This is a genomic window from Gardnerella sp. DNF00257 (assembly GCF_049262745.1).
GTDB lineage: Bacteria > Actinomycetota > Actinomycetes > Actinomycetales > Bifidobacteriaceae > Bifidobacterium > Bifidobacterium piotii.
In genome coordinates, this window is record NZ_CP058403.1 from 785,986 (window position 1) to 812,161 (window position 26,176).

The 26,176-nt window shown below is 42.2% G+C and carries 22 protein-coding genes; all 22 read right to left on the minus strand.

The annotated features are described in order from the left end of the window. Position 1: 1 nt before the first annotated feature. The gene (gene carB, locus HXT23_RS02940; protein ID WP_422112634.1) at positions 2 to 3,397 is read right to left on the minus strand and encodes a carbamoyl-phosphate synthase large subunit; all 3,396 of its coding nucleotides are present in this window, start codon (positions 3,395 to 3,397) and stop codon (positions 2 to 4) included. Between the two features lie 29 nt (positions 3,398 to 3,426). Continuing rightward, on the minus strand, positions 3,427 to 4,641 hold the full coding sequence (carA, locus tag HXT23_RS02945; protein ID WP_116438403.1) for a glutamine-hydrolyzing carbamoyl-phosphate synthase small subunit: 1,215 nt from the start codon (positions 4,639 to 4,641) through the stop codon (positions 3,427 to 3,429). Positions 4,642 to 4,833: 192 nt separating this feature from the next. Further along, positions 4,834 to 5,313, minus strand: coding sequence for a transcription antitermination factor NusB (gene nusB, locus HXT23_RS02950; RefSeq protein WP_422112635.1), 480 nt, complete (start codon positions 5,311 to 5,313; stop codon positions 4,834 to 4,836). Positions 5,314 to 5,339: 26 nt separating this feature from the next. Next, complete coding sequence (gene efp, locus HXT23_RS02955) at positions 5,340 to 5,903, minus strand: elongation factor P (RefSeq protein ID WP_004130995.1); 564 nt, start codon at positions 5,901 to 5,903, stop codon at positions 5,340 to 5,342. A 126-nt stretch (positions 5,904 to 6,029) separates the two neighbouring features. Then, positions 6,030 to 6,980 carry a hypothetical protein gene (locus tag HXT23_RS02960; RefSeq protein WP_422112636.1) on the minus strand — a complete coding sequence of 317 codons (951 nt, stop codon included), beginning with the start codon at positions 6,978 to 6,980 and terminating at the stop codon, positions 6,030 to 6,032. A 122-nt stretch (positions 6,981 to 7,102) separates the two neighbouring features. Continuing rightward, positions 7,103 to 7,795, minus strand: a complete 693-nt coding sequence (gene pyrE, locus HXT23_RS02965) for an orotate phosphoribosyltransferase (RefSeq protein WP_422112637.1) — start codon at positions 7,793 to 7,795, stop codon at positions 7,103 to 7,105. A 72-nt stretch (positions 7,796 to 7,867) separates the two neighbouring features. Continuing rightward, on the minus strand, positions 7,868 to 8,851 hold the full coding sequence (locus tag HXT23_RS02970) for a dihydroorotate dehydrogenase (RefSeq protein ID WP_422112638.1): 984 nt from the start codon (positions 8,849 to 8,851) through the stop codon (positions 7,868 to 7,870). A gap of 10 nt (positions 8,852 to 8,861) precedes the next feature. Further along, the gene (locus HXT23_RS02975; RefSeq protein ID WP_422112639.1) at positions 8,862 to 9,746 is read right to left on the minus strand and encodes a dihydroorotate dehydrogenase electron transfer subunit; all 885 of its coding nucleotides are present in this window, start codon (positions 9,744 to 9,746) and stop codon (positions 8,862 to 8,864) included. A 170-nt stretch (positions 9,747 to 9,916) separates the two neighbouring features. Next, on the minus strand, positions 9,917 to 10,951 hold the full coding sequence (gene pyrF, locus HXT23_RS02980) for an orotidine-5'-phosphate decarboxylase (protein ID WP_422112640.1): 1,035 nt from the start codon (positions 10,949 to 10,951) through the stop codon (positions 9,917 to 9,919). An 84-nt stretch (positions 10,952 to 11,035) separates the two neighbouring features. After that, positions 11,036 to 12,448 (minus strand): dihydroorotase, encoded by a 1,413-nt coding sequence (locus HXT23_RS02985; RefSeq protein WP_422112641.1) that lies wholly within the window; start codon positions 12,446 to 12,448, stop codon positions 11,036 to 11,038. A 143-nt stretch (positions 12,449 to 12,591) separates the two neighbouring features. Further along, on the minus strand, positions 12,592 to 13,818 hold the full coding sequence (gene pyrB, locus HXT23_RS02990; RefSeq protein ID WP_422112642.1) for an aspartate carbamoyltransferase: 1,227 nt from the start codon (positions 13,816 to 13,818) through the stop codon (positions 12,592 to 12,594). A 140-nt stretch (positions 13,819 to 13,958) separates the two neighbouring features. Continuing rightward, positions 13,959 to 14,291 (minus strand): type II toxin-antitoxin system RelE/ParE family toxin, encoded by a 333-nt coding sequence (locus HXT23_RS02995; RefSeq protein WP_004131015.1) that lies wholly within the window; start codon positions 14,289 to 14,291, stop codon positions 13,959 to 13,961. Beyond that, complete coding sequence (locus HXT23_RS03000) at positions 14,291 to 14,524, minus strand: hypothetical protein (RefSeq protein WP_422112643.1); 234 nt, start codon at positions 14,522 to 14,524, stop codon at positions 14,291 to 14,293. The genes HXT23_RS02995 and HXT23_RS03000 overlap by 1 nt, the downstream gene beginning before the upstream one ends. Positions 14,525 to 14,619: 95 nt before the next feature. Then, entirely contained in the window at positions 14,620 to 17,916 is a 3,297-nt protein-coding gene (locus HXT23_RS03005) for a bifunctional [glutamine synthetase] adenylyltransferase/[glutamine synthetase]-adenylyl-L-tyrosine phosphorylase (RefSeq protein ID WP_422112644.1), read from the minus strand. Positions 17,917 to 17,970: 54 nt separating this feature from the next. Continuing rightward, the gene (metF, locus tag HXT23_RS03010; RefSeq protein ID WP_004133041.1) at positions 17,971 to 18,825 is read right to left on the minus strand and encodes a methylenetetrahydrofolate reductase [NAD(P)H]; all 855 of its coding nucleotides are present in this window, start codon (positions 18,823 to 18,825) and stop codon (positions 17,971 to 17,973) included. Next, the gene (gene metE / locus HXT23_RS03015) at positions 18,822 to 21,158 is read right to left on the minus strand and encodes a 5-methyltetrahydropteroyltriglutamate--homocysteine S-methyltransferase (protein WP_422112645.1); all 2,337 of its coding nucleotides are present in this window, start codon (positions 21,156 to 21,158) and stop codon (positions 18,822 to 18,824) included. The genes metF and metE overlap by 4 nt, the downstream gene beginning before the upstream one ends. A 198-nt stretch (positions 21,159 to 21,356) precedes the next feature. Next, positions 21,357 to 21,914, minus strand: a complete 558-nt coding sequence (locus tag HXT23_RS03020) for a SixA phosphatase family protein (RefSeq protein ID WP_004131024.1) — start codon at positions 21,912 to 21,914, stop codon at positions 21,357 to 21,359. Between the two features lie 21 nt (positions 21,915 to 21,935). Beyond that, on the minus strand, positions 21,936 to 23,036 hold the full coding sequence (locus HXT23_RS03025) for a tRNA (adenine-N1)-methyltransferase (protein ID WP_016784959.1): 1,101 nt from the start codon (positions 23,034 to 23,036) through the stop codon (positions 21,936 to 21,938). 37 nt (positions 23,037 to 23,073) lie between these two features. Next, positions 23,074 to 24,138: a tRNA (adenosine(37)-N6)-threonylcarbamoyltransferase complex transferase subunit TsaD gene (gene tsaD, locus HXT23_RS03030; protein ID WP_016784957.1), complete on the minus strand. Its 1,065-nt coding sequence runs from the start codon at positions 24,136 to 24,138 to the stop codon at positions 23,074 to 23,076. Then, positions 24,131 to 24,757: a ribosomal protein S18-alanine N-acetyltransferase gene (gene rimI / locus HXT23_RS03035; RefSeq protein ID WP_422112646.1), complete on the minus strand. Its 627-nt coding sequence runs from the start codon at positions 24,755 to 24,757 to the stop codon at positions 24,131 to 24,133. Before rimI ends, tsaD begins: the two co-directional genes overlap by 8 nt. A gap of 20 nt (positions 24,758 to 24,777) precedes the next feature. Next, complete coding sequence (gene tsaB / locus HXT23_RS03040) at positions 24,778 to 25,572, minus strand: tRNA (adenosine(37)-N6)-threonylcarbamoyltransferase complex dimerization subunit type 1 TsaB (RefSeq protein ID WP_422112647.1); 795 nt, start codon at positions 25,570 to 25,572, stop codon at positions 24,778 to 24,780. Positions 25,573 to 25,610: 38 nt separating this feature from the next. After that, complete coding sequence (gene tsaE, locus HXT23_RS03045) at positions 25,611 to 26,126, minus strand: tRNA (adenosine(37)-N6)-threonylcarbamoyltransferase complex ATPase subunit type 1 TsaE (RefSeq protein WP_253254094.1); 516 nt, start codon at positions 26,124 to 26,126, stop codon at positions 25,611 to 25,613. Positions 26,127 to 26,176: the final 50 nt, after the last annotated feature.

The following is a 26,176-nucleotide window of genomic DNA, read 5'->3' on the forward strand; positions in this document are numbered from 1 at the left end:
ATTAAGCCCGACTTTCTTCGTTTTCTGCCTTCTCGATTGCAAACAGTTGCTTTGCATGCTCCTGAATGCTCATCACTTGGTAATCGTTGTTCTTAACGGCTTCTATAGCCATAAGAACTGGTGCAAACTCCGTAATTGTAGTGAATTGCGGAAGGTCTGCTGCAACAGCAGCTGCACGAATAGCATAACCATCCGTACGCGACCCTCTTGAATTCGGCGTGTTCAACACCATATCAATCTTACCATTCTCAATCAGCTCAACCACGTTTTTGCCGATTCTTTCGCGCGAAGGCACGTCATTTCGCACATCCTTCGCCGTGTCGCCTTGGCTAGAAAGCTTATCAACAATAACGGAATCAATGCCATAGCGTCTAAGAACAGATGCCGTACCTTCTGTAGCCCAAATAGTAAATCCAAGCTCTACTAGGCGCACTGCAAGTAACGGCAATTGCCTCTTATCGGCATCACTTACAGACACAAACACGTTGCCGCTTGTAGGCAAACCGCCCTTGTATGCTGCAAGCTGACTCTTAGCAAAAGCATGTGGGAAGTCGCGGTCAAAGCCCATAACTTCTCCAGTAGAGCGCATTTCTGGACCGAGCAAAATATCAACCGTGCGACCAACAGGCGTGCGGAAACGCTTGAAAGGCAAGACGGAAGCTTTAATTGCCACTTGCTGACCTGGGTGAATATCTCCACCATCTCCCTTTGGAAGAAGAAGACCGCGCTTTCGCTGCTGTGCGATTGTTTCTCCAGCCATAATTCGAGCAGCAGCTTTAGCAAGAGCAACTCCCGTAGCTTTAGAAGCAAACGGAACAGTTCTAGACGCTCTAGGATTCGCCTCAATTACGTACAAAGTATTTGCCATAAAAGCGTATTGAACGTTAATAAGACCACGAACCGAGCATCCGCGAGCAATCGCAAGCGTGCCTTCCCTAAGGCGGCGAATTTGATCGTCGGAAAGCGTGCTTGGAGGAAGAGTGCAAGCAGCATCGCCAGAGTGCACACCAGCCTCTTCAACATGCTCCATAATTCCGCCAATATAAAGCTCGTTGCCGTCGTAAAGTGCATCAACGTCAATCTCAATAGCATCTTGGAGGAATTTATCAATCAAAAGCGGCGAAGGCAAGCGACCAGAAACAACAGTGTCTGCTCTAGCTTCTTGCAAAGCGCGATCTACGTATTTTGCAAGTTGAGCATCGTCATACACGATTTCCATGCCACGACCACCAAGCACGTAGCTTGGTCGTACAAGAACAGGATAACCGATTGCGTGAGCTGCATCTTTAGCTTCTTCAAGACTTAAAGCCGTGCCGTAACGCGGAGCATTCATGCCTTCTTGACGAAGAACCTCGCCGAAAAGCTCGCGATTTTCCGCCAAATCAATGGCCTCAGGCGTAGTGCCCAAAATTGGAACTCCTGCAGCCTTAAGTCGAGCCGCAAGCGAAAGCGGAGTTTGGCCGCCAAGTTGCACAATCACACCTTTAACTGGGCCAAGCTTCTTTTCTGCTTGATAAATCTCAAGCACGTCTTCGAAGGTAAGAGGCTCAAAGTAGAGGCGATCCGACATATCGTAGTCTGTAGAAACTGTTTCAGGATTGCAATTGACCATGATTGTGTCGTAATCCTTACCCAGCTCTTGCACAGCGTGAACGCAAGTGTAGTCAAACTCAATACCCTGGCCGATTCTATTCGGACCAGATCCAAGAATGATCACAGCTTCGCGATTGCGCGGCTTAAGCTCGCTTTCTTGAGCGTAGCAAGAATAGTAGTAAGGCGTTACAGCGTCAAACTCGGCAGCGCAAGTGTCAACCGTTTTGTAAACAGGATGCAATCCATACGCCCAGCGAAGCTCTCGAACCATGTTTTCGCCTTCGTCGCCAAGATTACGCAAATGCGCAATTTGAACATCCGAAAGGCCAGCAAGCTTAGCGCTCTTTAACACTTTTGGCGTCAAGTTTTCTGCTTCACGAACCTCTAAAGCTGTTTTGTTAATTAGCGAAAGCTGCTCAACAAACCATGGGTCGATTTTTGTTGCGTCAAAAATCTGCTTTGGAGTTGCTCCACCCCAAAGCGCGCGCTGAATTTGCAAGTAGCGGTGCTCTGTTGGTGTGTGCATTTCTTCAAGAAGCTTAGCAACTTCTTCTTTGCTCGGGCGCTCTCCGTCCCAGTTAAAGCATGCGTGGCGCTTGTCGATTGAACGCATTGCTTTGCCTAGGGACTCCTGGAAGTTTCCAGCCAAAGCCATAGCTTCGCCAACAGACTTCATAGAAGTAGTAAGTGTAGTGTCTGCTCCAGGGAATTTTTCGAAAGCAAAGCGCGGAATCTTAGTTACAACATAGTCAATCGTTGGCTCAAAGCTTGCAGGCGTTGAACGCGTAATATCGTTTTGAATTTCGTCCAAAGTGTAGCCGAGAGCAAGTTTTGTAGCGATTTTTGCGATTGGGAAGCCAGTTGCTTTAGATGCGAGCGCAGAAGAACGCGAAACTCGCGGATTCATTTCGATTACGATTATGCGACCAGTCTTAGGGTTGATTGCGAATTGAATATTGCAACCGCCTGTATCAACTCCAACGCCTCGAATAATCGCAATGCCAATATCGCGCATCTTTTGATACTCGCGATCTGTTAGCGTAAAGCATGGAGCAACTGTAATCGAGTCTCCCGTGTGAACGCCCACAGGGTCAACGTTTTCGATTGGGCACACAACAACAACGTTGTCTTTTGAGTCTCGCATAAGCTCCAGCTCAAATTCCTTCCAGCCTTCAATGCCTTCTTCAATAAGCACTTCGTCTGTTGGAGAATAGTGGATGCCTGCTCCTGCAATGCGGTGTAATTCTTCTTGATTGTGAGCAATTCCAGAGCCTAAGCCGCCCATTGTAAAGCTTGGACGTACCACTACTGGGTATCCAAGCGTTTCAACAATCTTGTCTACTTCTTCGATTGAGTGAGCAATAAAGGATTTTGCGCTTTCTGCTCCAGCTTTTTCTACGACTTTCTTAAAAAGCTCACGATCTTCACCGCGATCAATTGCTTCCAAAGATGCGCCAATAAGCTCCACATTGTACTTTTTTAGGATTCCTGCACGACCCAAGTCCATTGCGGCATTAAGAGCAGTTTGGCCGCCGAGCGTTGGAAGAAGCGCATCTGGCTTCTCTTTAGCAATAATGCGCTCCAAAATCGCCGTGTCTATTGGCTCAATGTATGTTGCGTCTGCAAGCTCTGGATCCGTCATAATCGTAGCAGGATTAGAGTTTACAAGGATTACGCGGATTCCTTCTTCGTGAAGCACTCGGCACGCTTGCGTTCCCGAATAGTCGAATTCTGCAGCCTGACCAATTACGATTGGACCAGAACCAATCACCATTACAGACTTAATATCATCGCGTTTTGGCATTATAAATTCCTTTTATCTCTTTATACCTACTATTTTTCGCTCTTATTCTTGTGATTTTGCATAAGTTCTACAAAGCGATCAAACAAGTATGATGCGTCGTGAGGTCCTGCGGCTGCTTCTGGGTGATATTGCACAGAAAAAGCTGGAATATCAAGGCATTGCAAGCCTTCTACAACATTGTCGTTAAGATCTACATGAGACACTATTACGCGACCAAAATGGCCATTTTCGTAAGGAGACTGAACAGTCTGGCCAATAGGTGCGTCTACAGCAAATCCGTGATTATGAGCCGTAACTTCCACTTTTCCTGTAGTCACGTCTTTTACAGGCTGATTTATGCCACGATGACCAAACTTAAGCTTGTATGTTCCAAAGCCGAGCGCGCGACCAAGCAATTGGTTTCCAAAGCATATTCCAAAGAATGGGTAGCCAGCATCTAACACATTACGCAATAATTCCACTTCGCGATTTGCTTGAGCAGGGTCTCCAGGGCCATTAGAGAAGAACACGCCATCTGCGTTAAGCGCTTGAAGCGACTCAAAGCTTATTGAGGAACTTACAACGTGCACACGGCATCCACGCTGTGCCAAACGGTGAGGAGTCATGGCTTTTATGCCAAAGTCAACAGCTACAACAGTGTAAAGCGGCTCTTTGCCCTCATAATCTCCGCAAGGCTCAATCGTATAAGCTTCTTGCGTACTAACTTCGTCTGTTAGTCGCAAGCCTTGCATTTGAGGAGTTTCTTTAATCTCATTTACAAAAGATGCAACCGTGCGAATTGCTCCAGTAGTTTTGTCTATAAGAGCATCATTAGAAAAAATGCCGGCACGCATAACGCCAACTGAGCGTAAATGTCGTACCAGCATTCTTGTATCAATACCACTGATTCCTACAATACCTTGTTTTTCTAAATCATCTTCCAAGGAACCAGTAGCTCTCCAATTGCTAACATTTGGACTTGGAGCTTTTACAACGTATCCTGCAACCCATATTTTTGACGACTCTGGGTCTTCGCCGTTTATTCCCGTATTTCCTATGTGTGGGAACGTTTGAACAACTATTTGTTGATCATAACTTGGATCAGTAAGTGTTTCTTGGTAACCAGTCATTCCTGTAGAGAACACGATTTCAGCGCGTGTAGAACCTTTTGCGCCAAATGGTTTACCAACGTAAACTTGCCCGTCTTCCAATACTAATACTGCATCATCAGTGCCGAATCCGGCGAAGGTGTCGTTATAGCCCACCTTAACCCCCTTATGGCTTTAGGTTATTCGTGGCAAGTCTACTCATATTGGCGGACGGCGACGCGCCGATGTATTACAAAACAAAAATCCGCCTACTTTTACAAGCAAGCGGATTTACATGTTTTACGACTATTTTGCAAAAGACTATTTTGCAAAACTAAAATCTGAATCTAAATCTGACTTTACAAAAGATTAATCGTTTTCTTGCGATTCTTCTGCTTCACCAGATTCCCCAGATTCACCAGATTCACCATTAAACTTAGCCAAGCAAGCGTCTTTGTCGGAAACAATTGCGCTTAAAAGACCATGAATAAAGGTGATTGCTTCATCGTCACTATATGTTTTAGAAAGAGCAATTGCCTCATCAATCGCAACTTTATCTGGTACTTCGTCGTTTAGAAGAATCTCCCAAACAGCAATGCGCAAAATATTGCGATCAATAACCGCCATTCTTCCAACTTTCCAGCCTGTTGAATAGCGATTTAAGGTTTTATCAATCCTATTTCTGCGCTCTCCTACTCCGCGAATAATATCAACAGCATAATCTGGAAGAGGAGTTTGCGCGCCTGGCTCTTTCAAACGTTCGTCGAGTAAAGAAAGAATATTCTGACTTTTCTCGTCTGCCTCATAAAGAGTGTTCAATGCCCTCTTTCGAGCAGTGGAGCGTGCCATATTAGCGTCCTTTTTATAAGTTTTTACTAGTTTTCGCGACCAAGGTAAGAGCCGTCACGAGTATCGACCTTAACCTTTTCGCCTTCGCCAACAAAGAGTGGAACCTGAATTTCGGCACCAGTTTCAACTGTTGCAGGCTTAGTGCCAGCGTTAGAACGGTTGCCTTGCAAGCCTGGCTCAGTGTGAGTAATCGTCAAAATTACAGACGCTGGAAGCTCTACGCTCAAAGGAGTGCCATCATGGAAGCTAACAATGCAATCAGTTCCTTCAAGAAGATACTTGCTTTGATCTCCAACCAAATCCTTAGGAATGTACACCTGGTCGTAGGTTGTCATATCCATAAACACAAAGTTATCGCCGTCTTCGTAAGAGTATTGCAAAGTACGGTTATCAACGGTCTCGAACTCCATCTTCATGCCGGCGTTAAAAGTCTTATCGACAATCTTGCCCGAGAGCACGTTCTTAATGGTGGTACGAACGAAAGCAGGACCTTTGCCTGGCTTTACGTGCTGGAACTTAACAACAGTCCAAAGCTGACCTTCAAGGTTCAAAACCGATCCATTTTTAATATCATTGGTAGTCTGTGCCACGAGTTATCCGTTTCTTTCGCTAATAAAGCTGCAATGCGTGCAGCTAAGAAATAAACCTTGCTTATTATGCCACAAAGCGTCAACTAATTAAAATAACAACTAAAATAACAACCGCATTTAACGCAATTATTCGTTACTCTGATCGTTTTGTTCCGACGAGTCTGAGTTTTGACTACGACCCATTGGAATATAGCCACCTTGATCATCCTTAGGATGTGGAGCATCAAAAGGATACCCATTGCCATCTCTGCTTAAAAATCTATCGCTCACTTTTTTAATTCTATCTTCATACTGGCTTATAACAGCTTTTATTTTTTGATAAGCCTGCTTTAACTCTGTATAATTATTGCTGCTTTTAGCAAGAGCATTCCCTGCATCATTAATAGCATTTTCTAGGCTTTTAGAAGCATCAGCTAAAATAGGCAAATTTTTAGCTTTTTCGACAAGCTCTCTAGCTTTTTTAACAAGATTTAACAATTGATCACCAAAAGCAGTTCTGCTAGTTTTTAGTAAATTCTTTGCATGCGTTTTAACAGAATTAGCATCTTTGTGCAAAGAATCCAATTTGTCTGAAAGCTTATTTTCAACTGTTGTAGAATCGTAAGAATCCGCGCCAAGTGGGCATGATGGAATATCATCGTTTAAGTCATCATTAGCGTAGCTTAGAGAAGTTTCAAAATCATCTGCAGCGTCTTTAGCTGCATCAAAATCTTCATCAAAATCAGCAGCTTTTATACTAGATGCATCTTTAACATCTTGACTTGATACAATTTTTTTAAGCTCTTCTTTAGCATTGATTACTTTTTTGCGCAATTGAACGCAATTTTTAGAAGGCTCACTCGCTTTTAGACTAGGCTTAGAGTTATTAGCAAATACTACAAACCCTAATCCAACAACAACTCCGATTGATATAAGAGATGCACAAACAATAACAGCAATAGCTTTTTTATCGCTTAACAATGAGTTGTTTGAACCATCATTAGAAGAGCCAAAAATATTTTCTTGCTCATACTCATCTTGATTATTAAAGGAAGCGATATCATCCAAATCTTGATATCCGTTATTATCTTCTTTCATAATCGCCATCCTCTTTTAACAAGACTTACGCATGAATAAAATAGTAAGAACACGATTAATGCACGATTAATACGTGACTTACATAATTCTATAATTACACAAGTCTATATTGTTTGCACAATTCATGCACCATATTTTTGCAAATAATTTTCAGCTTTGCTAGCCAAGTTCTTATCCATAACAGCACTTCCGTCACTATTAGTGAGTTTTTGTGCTGCATCGAAGATTTCTCGCACGTTTGCAATTGGAAGCACTGGGAAGCCAAACTCTTGCTCTACTGCTTTTACTGCAGAAAGATCACTGTCTTTTGTGCGCTCCATTCTATCTACTGCCAAAATCAAGCCAACAACTTGCACATTTGCTTCTGCTTTAAGCTTTGGCAAAGTTTCGCGAACTGCAGTCCCAGCAGTCATAACGTCGTCAACCAGCAACACATTCATGCCGTCTTTTAGCGGCTTTCCAACCATCATTCCGCCGTCGCCGTGATCTTTTCGCTCTTTTCTATCAAAAGTAAAACCAACTGGCATATTGTAATTATTCGTTAAAGCCATAGACGTAGAAACTGCCAGCGGAATGCCTTTATAAGCAGGACCAAAAACTGTGTCAATATTGCTAGAAAGAACACCATCTTTTATTGCTGCAATAATTCTTTGAGCGTAATAATCGCCAAGAGAAGCGATTTTCATGCCGTCGTCAAAAGCACCAGCATTAATAAAGTAAGGCGATTGGCGACCAGACTTAAGCGTAAAATCACCAAATTTAAGCGCGCCTGAATCAAGCAAAAACTTTGTAAAATCCTCGTGTAATTGTGCCATAATTAACTCTCCTTGTTAAATCTGTCTTGAATAAATTGTCTTAGTAAATTGTCTTAAATAATGCATTAAATGTCATCGCCAAGTTTTGCCCTCTTTAAGCAAAGATGCAAGCTTTGGTCGAGAATCAAGCAAATCGTCAAGCTCACGCGCAATGCGAATCGGAGCAGTTGGGTCCACAAGAGCTGCAGCCCCAACTTCTACAGCATTAGCGCCAGCATACAAGTATTCCAAAGCTTTCTCTCCAGAATCAATGCCACCAATACCAATGATTGGAATATCTGGCATAGCTTGACGCACTCGCCACACGAAGCCAAGTCCAATCGGGAAGATTGCAGGGCCAGAAACACCGCCCGTACGGTTTGCAATAATCGGCTCGCCTGTGCGAATGTCAATTCTCAATCCAACTAAAGTATTAATCATGCTTAAAGCATCTGCGCCAGCATCAACAGCAGCCTCGCAAATCGAAACAATATCTGTAACATTTGGCGTCATTTTTACAATCATCGGCTTATCTGTCATTGCGCGAAGTCGCTTAATTAAACGATGCAATGCAACTGGGTCTGTGCCAACACTCATTCCGCCATGAGTTACGTTTGGGCAGCTAACGTTAATCTCTAGCATATCTGCCGCGGAATCCGCAAGCTTTTCAACAACTTGCGCATAATCTTCGTCACTGTGGCCTGCAACATTTGTGATTACAAGCGCTCCAAGCTTTTTTAACTTTGGAAGCTCGTCTACTAAATAGTGATCAACTCCAGGATTTTGCAAACCAACAGCATTCACCATTCCAGAAGGCGATTCTGCAGTGCGCGGAGAAGGATTACCCTCCCAAGGAACTGGGGAAACACCTTTTGTACAAATTGCTCCAAGTTGGCTAACGTCATAAAAGTGCGCGCAAGCTGCAAGTTGGAACGTGCCAGACGCTGTTCCAACCATGTTTTTCCACTCAACTCCCGCAACTTTAGTTGAGTGCTTCCAAACGTGGCTAGTGTCAAAACCAAGATTTTGCGCATTATTTTGCGCGTTTTCTAAAGCATTATTTGTTTCATTGCTCATGTTCTTTCCTTTACTCCCAGCCTAATCTTTCAGCATCAAACACTGGCCCTTCGTTACAAACTTTAAGTCTGCCTTCTAAAGTATCTACAACGCAAGCAACACAAGTTCCATAGCCGCATCCCATTCTTGCTTCTAGGCTTAATTGACATTTAACATTACGCTCATGCGCCCAATGAGCTACAGCTTTCATCATTGGCATAGGCCCGCAAGAAAGAATAACAATAGGCAAATCGCCATTAAAATCAAAATGATTTTCTTGCTCGAGTTCATTAAGCAAAGTAATAACAGTTCCTTGCGCGTTGCTAATGCTATAAACATCATCAACGTATTCCTTCATAAACGAGTCAGCAAAATGATTATCGCGATACCCGAGCACTGCACTCACTTTGCAATCCTTGTTTTTTGCAATCGCTTGAGCAGCACAAATCAAAGGAGGAACGCCCAATCCTCCGCTTACAAGAACATAGTGCGCTGGCTTAGAAATATCAAAGCCCAATCCTAATGGCCCTAAAGCGTCTACAATGTCACCTGCTTTAAGCTGTGCAAATTCGGCAGTGCCTTTACCAATAACAGCAAAAATAAGACTAAAAGTGTCTCCATCAACGCTTGCAACACCAAATGGCCTAGGAAGCATAGTTGTAGAATCTGGAGAATATAAGTTAACAAATTGCGCAGGAGTGGCCGTTTTAGCAATAGCATCATCGCGCAAAACTAAGCGATACACACCCTCGTCAAGCTTTTGATTATCAAGAACTTCTATTGGGCGCCTTCCTAAAAGACGGCTATATTTTGGCTTACTAGAATCTGAACCCGAATAGTCTAAAGAGCTTTCGCGAATAGTAAATATAAAGCCTCTAGAAGATTTTCGAGTTTGAATAAACATGCCATCACTCATGTATTTGCCCTATCTTGTTTAATGTGTAACTGTTTAGTTTTTAGTTATTTATGATTTGCGATTTACAACTTGCGATTTATAATTTGCAACTTATAACTTGCGATTTGTAGCTTGCTATTAGCTATAAATTATATTCGCTTATGTTTATCTATATTCACTTATAAATCGATTCACTTATAAATCGCCTGCCTTAAATCATCTCGCATATTAATAGCAGCACAAGCAGAAGAATGTGCAACAATATCTAGAATGTCATCTAATGAAATTGAAGATTCGTGCTTTTTATAAGATTCACTGTTTTTCCAAGCGCCAATAATTCCGCGCGAAGAGTTTACTATAGCGCCACTGCCATTTTCATCAAACATTCCAGCAACATCTTGTGCCGTTCCGCCTTGTGCTCCGTAGCCTGGAACAAGAAAGAAAGTATGTGGCATAAGTTCGCGCAATCGCTTGCCTTCTTGTGGATGAGTTGCTCCAACAACTGCTCCGACTCTAGAATATCCGTGATTCCCAATGTTTGATTCGCCCCAATTTTCAATCAAGCTTGCCATATGCTCGTAAACTGGCTTGCCATCTTCAACAACAAGCTCTTGCAACTCTTTGCTAGAAGGATTAGACGTGCGCAAAAGCACAAAAATGCTCTTATTGCGCAAAATTGCTTCGTTTACAAAAGGCATAACGCCATCCGAGCCCATATACGGGTTTACAGTAAGCGAATCCTCGTGCCAAACATCCTTTGTGCTAGAACTTTTTAGAAGATTAAGCAAAGACTCGTCAAAGTCGTAAGATTCATCGCTAAAATACGAATCAAGATTAGCAAATCCTCGCAAATGCGCAGCATACTGGCCTGCCGTAGAGCCAATATCTCCTCGTTTTGCGTCTCCAATAACAACTAAGCCTTTGGATTTAGCATAATCGCAAGTCATTGTGTAAGTGTCAATTCCAGCAGGGCCAAGCGCCTCATACATTGCAATTTGTGGCTTAACAGCTGGAACAATATCGCAAATCGCATCAATAATTGCACGATTAAACTCAAAATAAGCAGCACCAAGCAAAGTTGACAAAGCTTCTTCACTCTCTACTTCTTGCAAAACTTCATTTGCTAAGCCGCTTAAAATTTGCGCAGGCAAAATACCAGGCTTTGGGTCTAAGCCAACAACAGTAGGATTTTGCTTTGCTGCAATCGCTTCTACTAACTCGTCCATTTTGCTCCCATTTTTATTATTTTTTACGACTTACTCACGCGACTTACGCATACGACTTACACATACGACTTATTAAATACGCGGCTACATTCTAGAAAACGCAATTTGCGATCCAATAATAGTTGCCACTGGCCTGCCCTTTAATTGCCACCCGTCAAATGGCGTATTTCTGGCTTTTGAATGGAATGAGTTTGAATCCACACTCCACTTTTCGTTCATATTAATCAACACTAAATCAACGTTTTCTGGGTGCTCCGTGTCGCTTAATCGCAATGTACGCCGAAGCGCGCACTTGGAAGACACGTTTAGCAAAGCCGAAACATCCGTAGGTCTGCGGCTCATTAGTTGCATTGGATTAACAGACATTAGCTCAATTAAATGCTTATCGTCCGTGTATCCTGCATCCACAAGCACTTTTCTACAAACCGCGTACGCGCATTCTAAGCCAATAATGCCATTAGGCGCGCTCGCAAAGTCGCCAGATTTATCTGCATCTGTATGCGGAGCATGGTCAGTCGCAATCATGTCTATAGTTCCATCTGCGATTGCACCAAGAGTAGCCTGTCTATCTGCTTTAGACCTAAGTGGAGGATTCATTTTTGCGTTAACGCCATACTTAAGCACATCTTCATCGCAAAGAGCAACGTAATGCGGAGCTGTCTCGCAAGTAATAGGCAATCCTTCCTTCTTAGCTTTGCGAATCTCTTCAAAAGCAGCTGCAGTACTCACATGCTGGAAGTGCACGTGAACGCCGCTAACTCGCGCAGCATCAATGTCTCGCTTAACAATCGCAAGCTCCGTAGAAGCAGGAATTCCACCAACGCCTAAAATCTTAGCAACTGGGCCTTCGTTTACTGATCCAGAATCGTGATGCTCACAATGTTCAAGAAGAGACAATCCTGTTTCTTTAGCGATTTTTAGAACGTCTTGCAAAATCGAATCTGTAACTGCAGCACCATCGTCACTGATTGCAACTACAGGATGCTTCTTCATCGGAGACGTTTTTTGACTATCTTCGATTCCAGTAACATACTTTTTCCACAAATTAACGTTGCTAGGATCAACGCCACTTCTTCCGCCCGATGCGCAAACGCTTAAATCGTAGCGAACTGGCAATTTTACGCCATATATGCAACCGTATCTTTGCAAGTAGTCAATCACATTTTCCACATCAAAAGGAGCATCATTCCAAGGCTCGCCATCAACTGACGGAATAGTATTCGGCATAATCAAAACTTGCGTATATCCGCCTGCGGCCGCAGCATTGCCGCCAGTCATCATCGTTTCTTTATCTGTTTGACCAGGATCCCTAAAATGCACGTGCGGGTCTGCAAAACCAGGAGCAACAATCCAATCACTTGCATCAATTTCTCCGCATATCCTGGCATTTGGCTCAATTAAAGCATCTTGCCGCACACCTTCTACGATTAAATCAATGCGCTCGCTAGTATCCCAAACTGCAATATTTTGCAAAGTTAAGGTTCGAGAGTTATTCATATTGCTCCTAGTTCGCTCAAGGTTTTTAAGTTATTAGATTATTTTAGATTACTTTATATTTCAATTGCGTTAATCGCGCTTATTTTTGCGTTTTGACTGCATTCAATCTGCATTCAATCTGCATTCAATTTGCACTCAATCTGTTATGCTTCTTCGTCGCAATACAAGCATCGATACACGTTTGCGTCAGAATCGTCCTTATAGAACTTTTTGACTAATGATAATTCACTATTTGTTATGCAGCGAATATTAGGACATTTAAGATCTTTAGGAGCATTTTTGTCTTCTTTATGAACACGAGGATTAGCGAGCGAAATTCCATTAGCATCGTAAGCTTGCGATTCGTCTTTAGGCACATTCACAAAATCTGTTGGCTCATAGCCCAAAAGCTCATCTCCAAGAACAGAGCTTTCAAGAGCCATTCGCATAAGCATACCGTTTTTAACTTGCTCAAAGTATGCTGCACGAGGGTCCGCGTCAACATCAACCGCAATCTCGTTAATTCTAGGAAGTGGGTGAAGAACAGCCGTATTAGGCTTTGCTTTTTGCAATTTTTCTTCCGTCAAAATGTAAGTATCTCTAAGTCGCAAGTATTGATCTCTGTCTGTAAAACGCTCTTCTTGAACGCGAGTCATGTAAAGCACGTCAAGCTTGCCAATAACTTCCATCAAATCGCGAGTTTCCTCGTAAGAGCACGATTCGGTTGCGTTTATACGATCAATAACGTATTGAGGAGTTTTAAGCTCATCTGGACTAATCAACACAAAATGAACATTTCCAAAGCGGCATAAAGTTTCAATAAGCGAGTGAACTGTGCGGCCGTACGTTAAGTCTCCGCAAAGCCCAACTGTTAAATTATTCAGTCTGCCAAATCGTGCAAGAATCGTTGCTAAATCTGCAAGAGTTTGAGTAGGATGCATGTGGCCGCCGTCTCCTGCATTAATTACTGGCGTGCTAACAGCTTGCGTTGCTACAAAAGCGGCGCCTTCCTTAGGGTGACGCATTGCTACAACATCTACATAGTTTGACACCACTTTTAACGTGTCGCTAACTGTTTCGCCTTTACTAGCACTAGAAAGTTGAGCGCCTGCAAAGCCAATCACCTTGCCACCTAAGCGAAGCATTGCTGTTTCAAAGCTTAATCGCGTGCGCGTACTCGGCTCATAAAAAAGAGTGGCCAACACTCTGCCATCGCAAGTGTGGGCCACTTCTTTTCTGTGCGAATCAATGTATCGCGCTTTATCTAAAAGCATTCGTATTTGCGCCGTGGAAATATCGTCTAAAGTAACAACGCTTTTGCCTGCTAACGATTGAGCAATTGCGCAACGAGAAAAAACTTGATTTGAAGAATCATAAAATGCGTTCGTCATAATAGAACCGCTTACCTTTCGCTAGTTGGCAAACGACCGCGATTGTGCGCGACCTACGTAATATTACTGATTAGCTTTGACGAAACCCATACTCGGAGTGGCGAACAACTATAACTTATTATGCAACATTTAATAAGTATTTAATCCAATAAATCTATTTGTTCCAATACAGTTTGTTGATTACATTTACCATAAGTAACCTTCAAAATATAAACTGTATTTTTTTCTAAATCAACTCTGTAATAAATAAGAAAATTCTTTACAACAATACGACGCACACCAAGTGAATTCCACGGCTCATACTTAACTACAGGCGCAAACTGAGGAAAAAGAGATAGTCTTTCAATATTAAATTTAATGATATTAATAATTCTGGCAGAAGTTTTCTTAGAAATATTAGATGCAATATAATCTCTTATATTTTTTAAATCATTTTCTGCATCTTGAGTAACAAGAATATCAAAAGAACTCATTACAAGCCCTTTTCTAACTCAGCAAAAACATCTTTATATGGTCTAGATAAACCAGAAGCTGACTGCTTGTAACTATTCATAAGTTTTGCAGCAAAATCAGTAGAGAATAATTCGTCATTTTCTTCTAAATTTTCACTACTGACTGTTTGCTTTGTACGTGAAGAAACATCAGAATAAAAAACTGAAGACTTAGCTCTTTCTTTTACATCAATGCTTATCATTGAATTTTTCATTAAAAATCACCTCCCATCCTGCAATTATAACTTAAAGAACAGAATGCAACAATAAATTCGAAGCTACAAAATATGACTAGATTGCGACTGTAAACTTAGCGACAGTAGAAGAGACGAGACATGACTTCGCGGCATTGACGCATAACAGCCATTAAATCGTTTTCAAAAACGCGACCCTGGTTTGGATCATATCCAAGATAAGTTGCGATTCCACCCAAAGAATAAGAGTCTGTTGGAATAGCATCCGCACGCTCAAGGGAGCCAGACCACAAGAAGTTTGCATTTCGCACTGCAGAACACATATGCCAGCAGCGCTCTAGCACATTTGCATCTTCATCTTCAATCAAATGCAATTCTTTAAGCGCTTTCAACGCTTGCATTGTGCCAACCGTGCGCAAAGACTCGTATTTTCCAGCGTATTGCAATTGCAAAAGCTGAACAGTCCACTCAACATCACTTAAACCGCCGCGCCCAAGCTTCAAATGCCTGTCTCTGCTAACTCCTCTTGGCAAACGTTCTGCTTCCATACGCGCTTTAAGCTTACGAATTTCCGCTAATTGGGATTCGCTAAGAGGCTCCAATGAATAGCGCAAATCGTTTACTACTCCACTTAGCAAAGCATCTGCCAAATCTTTAGAACCTGCAGCAAAGCGCGCGCGCAAAAGTGCCTGATTTTCCCACGTACTTGCCCACTTTTGGTAATAATGCTCGCACGATTCTAGCGAGCGCACAAGCGGCCCATCTTTTCCTTCTGGTCGCAAATCTAAATCGACCATGATTTTTGGTTCTAAAGTAAGAGGACCTTGCAAAATATTGCGCAATATGTCTACAGTAGTTTGCGCAAAACGGTGAGCAAGATTCGCTCCAGAATCATCGCTAGAATCACAACCGCAAATATCTTGTGTAGGCTTATAAACAACCATCATATCTGCATCAGAGCAGAAGTTAACTTCCCTACCGCCATAACGTCCGAGGGCAATAATTGAAATCGAAGCTTTGCTCTCATCTAGGCACATTTTGCGAGACGCATCTTTCATAGCCCATTGCAAAGCAGCATCAAGAACAGCGTCAAATACGTCACTCATTGCTTGCATCGAAGTATCATCGTCAATTATCCCACACATCCAAGCAAGAGCTACTCGCTCAATTTCTTGCCGTCTTAAAGCGCGCAAAGATTGAGCAAAATCCGCAATACTGCTTGAATATCTTGCAACCATTGCTCGCGTTTGCATATCTAAGCTTTCTCTGCCTCTTGGCGCAAGCGTCGAGTCGTCTCCAAGCCAAGTTATCGACTGTATGGACTTCATCATTGCATCGCCTAAATAGCGCGAATCAGACAAAACATGGCAAAGCCGTTGAGCTGCGCTAGGAGAGTCACGCAAAAATCCAAGATACGTATTTTTTCCACCAAAGCGTTCGGAAAGTCGTCTAAAAGCAAGCAAACCCATGTCGGGATTTTGACCTTCTCCAAGCCATTTCAACACTGCAGGAAGCAAAATTCTGTGAATTTTAGCAGCACGCGAAAGTCCCTCAGTAAGCGCTTCAACATGCATTTGTGCAGCTTTAGCGTCCGCAAATCCGATTGACGCAAAGCGAGCGCGAGCAGCCTCAGCAGACAGCACAATAGGATCCGCATCCGTTTGCGCATTAATCGGAAGCATTGGGCGATAATAAATATCTTTATGCAAATGCCTAATCTCTCGTCGCGCTTTGTCGAATCGTGCAACAAGCTCTTCTGGCTTAAGTCTAACAGCTCTAGCAAGACGCCTAATTTGCTCGTTACTGTTAAGTTCTTCTACACTAATACTTCTTGCGCGATCTAATCCACCATTTCCTTGCGCACCTAAGTCTGGGAATAAATGCGTACGTTGCATATTCCACATTTGCTGGCGATGTTCTAGCACGCGCTCAAAACGGTAGTGTTCTGCCAAAATCGCAGCTTGCGATCTAGAAACATAACCTCCAGCAGATAATGCGTTAAGCGCGCCTAGTGTATCTCTAACTCGCAAAGACTTATCTTCACTTCCGTGCACAAGTTGCAACATTTGCACAGTAAACTCAACATCGCGCAATCCTCCGCGACCAAGCTTCATGTCTAAATCTCTATGAGACGCAGGAATCAAAGACTCTACTCGCTGTCTCATATGTTGGCAATCTGCAACAAAATGCTCACGACCAGACGCTTTCCAAACAAGCGAATCTGCCATTTGTCTATAATCTTTACCAAGTTGCGCATCTCCTGCAGCTGGCCTCGACTTTAGTAATGCTTGAAACTCCCAGCTACTTGCCCACTTTTCGTAGTATTCTCTATGCGATTCCAAACTCCTAACAAGCGGACCATCTTTACCCTCTGGCCTTAGAGCAGTATCAATTTGCCACAATGGCGGCTCCGCACATCCCGCAACAACCGATTGACAAACTTTTTGTAAAACAAGCGCAATAGAAGAGCCAACTCGCAAAGCTTCATCTTGTTTAACGCCATTAGTTGGCTCTACTACATATATTAAGTCAATGTCGGAAACGTAGTTTATTTCTTGCGCTCCCAATTTTCCCATTGCGATTATTGCAAACTTGCAACAGCAGGATCCAGAAACTTGCCCGCGCGCAATCGCAAGTGCCGCCTCTAAAGCCGCATCTGCAGCGTCCGAAAGTTTACAACTTATGTCTGGTTGTAATTCTACGGGGTCTGCGCTCGCCAAATCGTATGCCATAATCGCAGCAATATGCTGGCGATATCTCGCTCTAAGCGCGCAAACAGCTTGCGCAAAAGGCATAGAGCTTATTGGAACAGTGCACGAATCGCAATTCTTGTTGTCATCTTTTTCTTCATTTACTACTGTTGCGCTGTACGATTGAACAGCTTCTAGTAAATCCAAAACACGCTCTTCTAAAGTCATATGCAGCAAATGATTTGGGTCACTTGCAGCAGCGTTTATTAAATCTTCGCGTGTTCGCATTAGCATTGCAAACGCTTTAGAAGCTCCAAGAACTTGCATTAAAGACGAAAGCGGACTTGTTATTAGTGAATTATTAGAGTTCTCGGCAATATTTTCAACAACTTTTTGACGCGATTTGTATATGTCGTTAAACGCTAAAATTGCGTAATCTGGATCTTCTACTCTATTTATGCTTTCTAAGATTTTGAGCACATTAATTGAATTATTCTCACAATTTTTGCAAATATCTTCTATAGTTTTACGAGCAGATTCTGGGCGCGCAAACCCTGCTTTAACTAGACTTCTATACGATAAGTTGCTTTCTTGAGCAAAACCTAAGTTGCTTTTTGAACCATTTTGCAAATTAGCTTTTGATTCCACGTTCAAAATCGTGCTAAAGCCATTGCTTAGATCTCCAGCATTACTTGTTTGATTGCTCATAACGCCACTGTACATTGTGGTGTCGTACAACAATATTTTGCACGGCACCACAAGTACGATTTGCGCAATCTACACGATTTTAGTAAAAAGTGGCTTAACGTTTGACCAAATGCTTCTAGTAACGCCAGGACGATTCATTGTGTACAAGTGTATTCCGTCTACACCTTCCGCAACTAAATCGTTAATCTGTTGAGACGCAAATATGCTTCCAGCGTCTTGCAAAACTTCTGGGTTACTTCCCCATCGCTCAATCATTGCTAAAACTGGCTCACTCATTTTAGAAGAGCACATTTTTGTCATTCGCTTAACTTGATTTGCGTTTACAACTGGCATAACTCCAGCTTCAATAGGAACGTTAATGCCAGCTTTTCTAGCTAAATCCCTAAAATGCAAAAAGTCATCGTTATTGTAAAAAAGTTGCGAAATCAAGTAAGTTACTCCAGCATCCACTTTTCGCTTTAGATTATCGATGTCTTCTTGCAAAGTAGCAGCTTCTGGATGTTTTTCTGGGTAGCATGCACCCAAAATAGGCAAATCTGGTCGCTTTGAGCGAATATACGATACTAAATCGCTTGCGTGATTAAACACTCCAGCAGCATTCTGACTTTCAATAACGTCTCCGCGCAAAGCTAAAACACCACTAACGCCTGCCTTATCAAACATGTCTAAAGCTTCGTCAACATCGTCATAATCCAAGTATCTTGCTGTTAAGTGAGCAACAGTCTTAATGCCATACTCCGATCGAATAGTGTTGGCGATTCTAGCAGTAGCAGTTCGATCCGAAGATTTTCCTGTTCCGTAAGTTACAGATATAAAATCTGGATCCAAACCCCTTAAGCCGTCTAAAGTGTCGTAAATCGTGCCTATTGGAGATGTTCTTTTAGGCGGAAACACCTCTAGCGAAAACTTTGGTTTGTACGTCATTTTAGACCGCCACCCAATTCGCTTCTAACTTTTTTAGCTGCCGAAACAAGATTTTGCAAGCTAACCCAAGTTTCTGCATTGCCACGAGTCTTCAAGCCACAATCTGGGTTAATCCAAAGTTTGCTTGCTGGCATTTTGTGCAAAATCTCGTGAATCCTATTAACAATTTCTTCTTCGCTAGGAACGCGAGGAGAGTGAATGTCGTAAACACCAGGGCCTGCTTCTGTTTCAAAGTTCGCGTTATGAATAGCGTCCAAAACAACTAGATCTCCGCGCGAAGCTTCAAACGATATTACATCCGCATCCATTGCATCAATGTCTCGAATAATGTCGTTAAACTCCGAGTAGCACATATGCGTGTGGATTTGCGTAGTAGCATCTACAGCAGAATGCACAAGACGGAAAGATGCAATTGCCCAATCCAAATACTTCTTATGCCAATCCGAACGCCTAAGCGGAAGCTTTTCACGCAAAGCTGCCTCATCGATTTGAATTACGCGAATTCCAGCACGCTCCAAGTCCAAAACTTCGTCTCGAATAGCAAGAGCAAGCTGCTGAGTTTGCTCCTCGTGCGTAATATCTTCTCGAGGCCAAGACCAGTTAAGAATCGTAACAGGCCCCGTTAGCATGCCCTTCATAACATGATTTGTGCGGCTTTGAGCATACGCACTCCACTCTACTGTGATTGGCTGCGCTCTAGAAACGTCGCTCCAAACGATTGGAGGCTTTACGCATCGAGTTCCATAAGACTGCACCCAAGCGTTTTTTGTAAACTTGAATCCGTGCAAATGCTGGCCAAAGTATTCAACCATGTCGTTTCGCTCAAATTCGCCATGCACAAGAACGTCTAATCCAATGCTCTCTTGGTGTTCTATGCACTCGTCTATTTGCTTGGCAATAAACGCGTTGTATTCTTCTTTGCTAATTTCGCCTTTTCTAAAAAGCGCTCGAATCGATCTTATTTCTTTTGTTTGAGGGAAAGATCCGATAGTTGTTGTAGGTAAATCAGGCAATCCTAATGCTTCTTTTTGTAATTTTTGACGCTCCGCGCGAGATGGCTTTCGCTCAAAATCTTCTGGCTTAAGGCTTGCGATTCGCGATTTAACGTTTTCGTCTACCTTTACTCTAGACCCGTCAAATAATGCCTGATTTTGCGCTAATTCCTCGCTATTTTTAAGCTCATCATCATTCAAAACGCAAAGTTTAGCGATTTCGCTTACTTCCTTCAACTTTTCTACAGCAAACGCAAAATGCTTTAATACGTCTTCGCCAAGCTCTTCTCCATCTGTGCTAAATGGAACATGCAAAAGCGAGCATGCAGTAGAAACAGCTATGCGATTAGTAACATTTTTTTGCAAAGCGTCTAATAAGCCAAGACTTTGTGCGTAATCATTTTTCCAAATGTTTCTGCCGTTTACAACTCCTGCAAAAATAGTTGTTTTCTCATTTACTCCATATTTTTGCAAAGCTTCAAGGTTTTCTTCTTTGCCTTCTACAAAATCTAAGCCAATTGCATCGAATGCTAAATCGTTTAGCGTTTGGTACGAGTCTAAAATATTGCCAAAATACGTGTTAAGCAAAATCTTAACGTTTTCAGCATTCTCTGTGCTTTCAAGTCTGCTTTGAAGAATCGGCTTATATAAGTCGCTAAAAATCCTTAAATCGCCATCTTCTTTATCTAAGCACAAATATGGTTCGTCAAATTGCATCCATTTTGCTCCAAGACTTGCAAATCGTTTTACAATATCGCAATATGCGTTTGCTAATGCTTCAATCGTTTCTTTGTTTGCTTCTAATTCTTGAGCTTGAGGATTGCGAGCAAGCTTTAAGAAGGTGTATGGGCCAATTAGCACTGGCTTTGTTTCAATTCCTAGTGCTTTTGCTTCATTAAACTCGTCGAATGGTTTTGTGCCATCTAAATGCAAATTTTGCGGATTTTCTACTTCTGGAACAATGTAGTGGTAATTAGTTGTAAACCACTTCTTCATTGGAAGAGCTGTTACATCCCCTCTATCCCCTTGATATCCGCGCGCGATGGCAAAAAGCGTATCTTCTGCATTTTCAAACTTTAGATTCTTGTACCGTTCTGGCACTGCACCAAGCAGGATTGCCGTGTCTAGCATTTGATCGTAGTAGCTAAAATCGTTGCTTGGTATGAGTTCTATTCCAGATTCTGCTTGAATTTTCCAATGCTTTTTGCGCAAGTCTTTTGCAACTTGTCTTACTTCTTCTAGAGTTGCGTCTTTTTTCCAATAGCGTTCAATAATTTTTTTAAGCTCGCGATTTGCGCCGATTCGCGGGAATCCCTGTACGGATGTAAGAACAGTATGCATATATCCTCCAAATAATTAACAACCTGATTCAGCCTAGCAAACATTTGGCTTAATGAGGTCATTACCTATTTTGGGGTGTCGTTATAAGCTAAACTTATATGCAGATTTATGCATATGATTTATGCAGATTTATACAAATGATTCGCGTATATTTATGCAAATTTTATAAGGATTTTATGCAAATTTATGCGTATTTTACTACTCAAAATCCTTTGGACTTATAACACCCAATGCTTTTGCTCCGCGAAGTCCGCACGTTGCAAAAGGAGAGTCGGAAACTAGCACAACAATCGAAGCGTTAGAAAGCCCAAGCCTCATTGTTCCTAAAACGTCTGGGTCGGAATCTGGGGAAGAAAGCCATTGTGCAGCCATCGACATTGTTGGCTCATGGCCTATAATCATTGTTATTTTAGATTCACTTCTAATCTCACAAAGCTCATCCATTACAGATTGCATTCCGCCATCATATAAGCTTTTTCTTGATGCAACTATTGGCGAATCTCCAAACTTTTTAAGCATTTTATGCATTGTTTGCTCTGTGCGATTTGCACTTGAACAAACAATATAATCTGGAACAAGCTTTAAAGATTTCAATCCTTTTGCCATGATTTTTGCTTGTTTTATACCTTTATCGCTAAGGTCTCTTCCCCAATCATCTCCCATTGTTGGCGGCACCGCTTTTGCGTGGCGCATTAGTAGCAGCACATATTTTGCATGCTTTACTTTTTTAACGATTTTCTTGATTGACGCCGCCATTTTAATCTCCTCAGTCTTCAGTTAAGCCTTATTAGGCTTTGGATTTGAGTTAGGCAATTGTGCGATTTGCAAATCTAAATCTCTAAGGACTTTTCTAAGTTTTCTATCAGATATATCTCTAAGAGACAAGTCTTCTAGCTGTTCTGCGCGCTCTTCGGGAGTTAAATCATCAATATCGCTAACAGTATCTTTTGTAGCACGCTCGCGCTTTTTTAGTGCATTAAATCCTTGAGCCATTGCGCGCGAAATAACCAAAAAACCAGTATGACCTATCATTGCGTGATCTGGTCTAACTGCTAAATCTTGAGCTTTCCAAGTTCTTTCTAACGTTTCTTGAATCTCTGGTTCTGTCCAAACTCCCGAAGCTCGCAAACTTTGTGCCATTCTAGACATTTGCGTTGTGGTTGTTACGTACGCAACCAATACGCCACCTGGAGCAATAACTCTATAAGCTTGTTCAAGCCTGTTCCAAGGATCAAGCATGTCTAGCATAATGCGGTCAAAATAGCCTTCTGGAAGAGACTTTGCTACTGTGTCAAAATCTCCAGTTAAAAGATTCCACCATTTTGGACTTTCGCCATAGTAAATCGTTGCGTTTAGTTGCGCGATTCTAGCAAAATCAGATCTAAGCTCTATTGTTGTAAGCTCGCCACTTTGACCAACAGCGTCTAAAAGACTTAAGCTCATTGCGCCAGAGCCTGCTCCCGACTCTAAAACGCGCATTCCAGAGCGAATATCTCCTAAAGAAATCACTTGCGCAATATCTTTTGGATACATTATTTGAGCGCCTCTTGGCATAGATAAAACGTAATCCGCCAATCGCGGACGCATAACTACATAATCCCATCCGCCTATTGCGCGCGCCGCCATCCAAGGCTTGTTTGATTCTTTAGATGCGTCAAGTTGCTTATTACTGCGCTCAAAATCACGTTTTGTGCTAACTGTTGTTACTACAACGCCTTGAGTTTTGCCAATAACATCGTCGTGCAAAATAATGCCGTGTTCGGTTTGTGTAACTCCGCCTTTAACAAGCTGTGCTGTGATTCGCTTGCCTTTTCTATCGGTGAATTGTATTTTTTCACCAACTTGCAAAACTCCTCTACGCGCATAGCTTTCGTACACAAAACACCTCGCTTATTTTTAAGAACGACTTTTACTATTATAAGCTAACGGTTGTAAGTGGCATTGCTGAATCGATTGCAAAATCTGGAGCAGACGGACGAACTCCTGCTTCTACCAAATTCACGCCAAGCATTGCCACCATTGCTCCGTTATCTGTGCAAAGCTTAAGCTGCGGCAAACGAACTTCGATTCCGTGCTCTTTGCCTTGCTCTAAAAGATGCTCTCTAAGTTGCGAGTTTGCGGAGAATCCACCACCAATCAGCAAAGTTTTAGAACCGTATTGCTCGCAGCCCATCATAGCTTTGCGCGAAAGAACGTCTGCAACAGAGTTTGCTAAAGATGCGCAAACGTCGTCTACTGGTATTTCTAAGCCTTGTGCTTGGCGAGCTTCTACCCAACGCGCAACAGCTGTTTTTACTCCCGAAAAACTAAAGTCGTAAGGATGCTCTTTGCCAGAACGACCTTGCGTAAGTCCTTGCGGAACCTTCAACGTATTTGGATCCCCAAGGCGCCCGTGCCTATCAATATGCGGGCCTCCTGGGTAAGGGAATCCAAGCAATCTAGCTACTTTATCAAAGCACTCGCCAGCTGCATCATCTAATGTTGTTCCAACAACGTCTATGCTGCGCGCAATATCGTTCACGTGAAGAAGTGAAGTGTGTCCGCCAGAAACAATTAAAGCAAGAACGTCTTTAGGCACGTCTCCGAATTGCAATTGCGTTACTGCAATATGTCCAATAACGTGGTTTATTCCATAAATCGGCTTTTTTGCAGCACTGGCTAGTGCTTTAGCGCCAGAAACACCAACAGCTAAGCATCCTGCTAATCCCGGTCCTGCGCTTACTGCTATAGCATCAATATCGCTTAAATCCATATTTGCATCTGCTAACGCTTTTGATACAACTGGCACAAATGCTTCTGCATGCGCACGCGATGCGATTTCTGGTATAACACCGCCGTAGCGTGCGTGTTCTTGCATTGAGGATGCTACAACGTTAGAAACTAATGTTCTTCCTTTAACGATTGCGGCTGCTGTTTCGTCGCAAGTTGATTCAATGCCTAAAACTATTGGCTCGCTTGTTTTATTCATTGTTTCACTCATTGTTATCCTCACTTTTAGCACTGTTATAAGCTTCGCTAGATTCTTCTAAGTTTTTTGAGTTTTCTAAATTTTCTAAGTCGTCTAAGTTGTCTAAGTCTTCAAAGTCGTCTATTTGCGCACACATTGTATATGCGTCTATTCCTTCTGGCATGTAGTATCTTTTTCGTAATCCCATTTTTGTAAAACCGAATTTTTCATACAGTTTTAATGCTGGATTATTGTTTACTTTAACTTCTAAAAGCATTCGTTTTGCGCCTATTGATTTTGCATTTTCAATCATGGTCTTTAGAAGATTGCTTGCGATTCCTCGCTTTTGATACTCTTTTGCAACGCCTATTGTCATTATTTGAGCGTCGTCACCATCAAACCAAAATCCCGCATACCCAGCTACCGTATTTGTGTTTAGATCAACATCTGCATAATACGCGCGCATCGGTGCTTGTAACTCTTGCAAAATCATGTTCTTGTTCCAGCATCCTGACCCAAACAAGTCTGCTTCGATTTTTGCAATTTGAGAAACTATTGCTTCATATTTTGTACAATCAATTTTCTCTAATGCACAGCTTTGACTATTTGATGCACAAGCTGGATATTTTGAGCGAGTTATGTCTACAATCATATGCGTACTTCGCTTGAATCCTATTTTTCCGCCACTTTTGTAGCAGCGCCAGATCCCAAAACGTGTTTCAACGGGTTTGGAACCGATACGTCTGGTCTTCTTAAATAAAGCGGTTCAATAACGTCTTTTTGACTTGCGCACAACTTAAATATCTCTAATCCTTTTACGCCTAAATCAAGAGCACTCACTTCTGTAATTAAGCATATATTCTCGATTTTCTTCCAATCTTCAGCGTATTTTTTAGCACCATGACCCGCAACACAAACGCAATAATCGCAAATATTATTTGATTCAAAATATTGATTTACTCTATCAACAATATTTGCAGGATAATCAATATCCATTTCTATTACTTCGCAACCACTATCGTCGTATAAACTCATATAAACTTGGCGTCTTCTAGCGTCGTTTAGCGAAAGAACATACGTGTGTTTAGCTACGCAAGATTCATTATTTTCGACTATTTCACTATTAGAGATAACGCCATTTTTAAGCGATTCTTCAAAAGCTCCGGAACGAATCATTAAACTTTGCGCAATCAAACTGTTGCATCCTAGAATCTTTGCGTTATTCGCAAAAGCAATCGCCTTAGCTGCAACTAGCCCAGCTCGTAAACCTGTAAAAGGAGCAGGACCTACTCCAACTACAATCTCGTCTATTTGATTAAGCTCTAGTCCAGCATTTTTTACAGCAGAATCAATGTTTACTTGCAATCTTTCAACATGAGTGCGAGAATCCGTTTCTATTATCAGATTATGCCCCACAACTCCAACTGTTGAACCGTACGACGTGTCTATAATCAGCGTATTGCTCATTTTCATTCCTTAAATTGACTAACCAATTTAGCTTACTCTTAATCAAGAATTTTTAAGCGATTGCACCAATCTCCCCCAACTGGAACAAGCGTTACAACGCGATTTCCTTCGCTCGTAAACTCATTTGATTCGCTTTTATCAATCGGCCTATCAATATGAACTTCAAGACGAACATTTGCAAGAACGCCTGCCATTTGCTCTCCCCATTCCATAAGCACAACAGTTCCATCTCCTGGCTCTTCCAAAGCTTCGTCTAATCCAAGTGATTCAAGCTCATCTAAAAGCCTAGAAACAGTGTCTTGCCCTGGAGCGTAATCTTTTCCACCAAGCCTGTATGCGTCTACGTGAATAAGATTTGCCACTTTTCCGTTAGAAAACGTGCCTTTAAGCTCTCTAGCAATAGTAAAAGTTGGGGAAACTATTGGCTCTTTTATTGCTAAGCCTTTACCAAATCCTTTAGCAAACGTTGTTTTTCCAGCACCAAGAGGACCAGAAAGCAAAATAACGTCTGTTTCATGCACTATTTTTGCGATTGATTCTCCAAGATCTTGCATACACGAATCACTTGGAATTACAAGCTTTTTAATATTATGATTTTCCAAAA

What these genes read in the sequence shown, in the direction of transcription:
- carB (WP_422112634.1), bottom strand. Translation starts at nt 3,397, where the DNA reads ATGCCAAAACGCGATGATATTAAGTCTGTAATGGTGATTGGTTCTGGT.
- nusB (WP_422112635.1), bottom strand. Translation starts at nt 5,313, where the DNA reads ATGGCACGCTCCACTGCTCGAAAGAGGGCATTGAACACTCTTTATGAG.
- HXT23_RS02960 (WP_422112636.1), bottom strand. Translation starts at nt 6,980, where the DNA reads ATGAAAGAAGATAATAACGGATATCAAGATTTGGATGATATCGCTTCC.
- pyrE (WP_422112637.1), bottom strand. Translation starts at nt 7,795, where the DNA reads ATGGCACAATTACACGAGGATTTTACAAAGTTTTTGCTTGATTCAGGC.
- HXT23_RS02970 (WP_422112638.1), bottom strand. Translation starts at nt 8,851, where the DNA reads ATGAGCAATGAAACAAATAATGCTTTAGAAAACGCGCAAAATAATGCG.
- HXT23_RS02975 (WP_422112639.1), bottom strand. Translation starts at nt 9,746, where the DNA reads ATGAGTGATGGCATGTTTATTCAAACTCGAAAATCTTCTAGAGGCTTT.
- pyrF (WP_422112640.1), bottom strand. Translation starts at nt 10,951, where the DNA reads ATGGACGAGTTAGTAGAAGCGATTGCAGCAAAGCAAAATCCTACTGTT.
- HXT23_RS02985 (WP_422112641.1), bottom strand. Translation starts at nt 12,448, where the DNA reads ATGAATAACTCTCGAACCTTAACTTTGCAAAATATTGCAGTTTGGGAT.
- pyrB (WP_422112642.1), bottom strand. Translation starts at nt 13,818, where the DNA reads ATGACGAACGCATTTTATGATTCTTCAAATCAAGTTTTTTCTCGTTGC.
- HXT23_RS02995 (WP_004131015.1), bottom strand. Translation starts at nt 14,291, where the DNA reads ATGAGTTCTTTTGATATTCTTGTTACTCAAGATGCAGAAAATGATTTA.
- HXT23_RS03000 (WP_422112643.1), bottom strand. Translation starts at nt 14,524, where the DNA reads ATGAAAAATTCAATGATAAGCATTGATGTAAAAGAAAGAGCTAAGTCT.
- HXT23_RS03005 (WP_422112644.1), bottom strand. Translation starts at nt 17,916, where the DNA reads ATGTACAGTGGCGTTATGAGCAATCAAACAAGTAATGCTGGAGATCTA.
- metF (WP_004133041.1), bottom strand. Translation starts at nt 18,825, where the DNA reads ATGACGTACAAACCAAAGTTTTCGCTAGAGGTGTTTCCGCCTAAAAGA.
- metE (WP_422112645.1), bottom strand. Translation starts at nt 21,158, where the DNA reads ATGCATACTGTTCTTACATCCGTACAGGGATTCCCGCGAATCGGCGCA.
- HXT23_RS03020 (WP_004131024.1), bottom strand. Translation starts at nt 21,914, where the DNA reads ATGGCGGCGTCAATCAAGAAAATCGTTAAAAAAGTAAAGCATGCAAAA.
- tsaD (WP_016784957.1), bottom strand. Translation starts at nt 24,138, where the DNA reads ATGAGTGAAACAATGAATAAAACAAGCGAGCCAATAGTTTTAGGCATT.
- rimI (WP_422112646.1), bottom strand. Translation starts at nt 24,757, where the DNA reads ATGATTGTAGACATAACTCGCTCAAAATATCCAGCTTGTGCATCAAAT.
- tsaB (WP_422112647.1), bottom strand. Translation starts at nt 25,572, where the DNA reads ATGAGCAATACGCTGATTATAGACACGTCGTACGGTTCAACAGTTGGA.
- tsaE (WP_253254094.1), bottom strand. Translation starts at nt 26,126, where the DNA reads ATGCAAGATCTTGGAGAATCAATCGCAAAAATAGTGCATGAAACAGAC.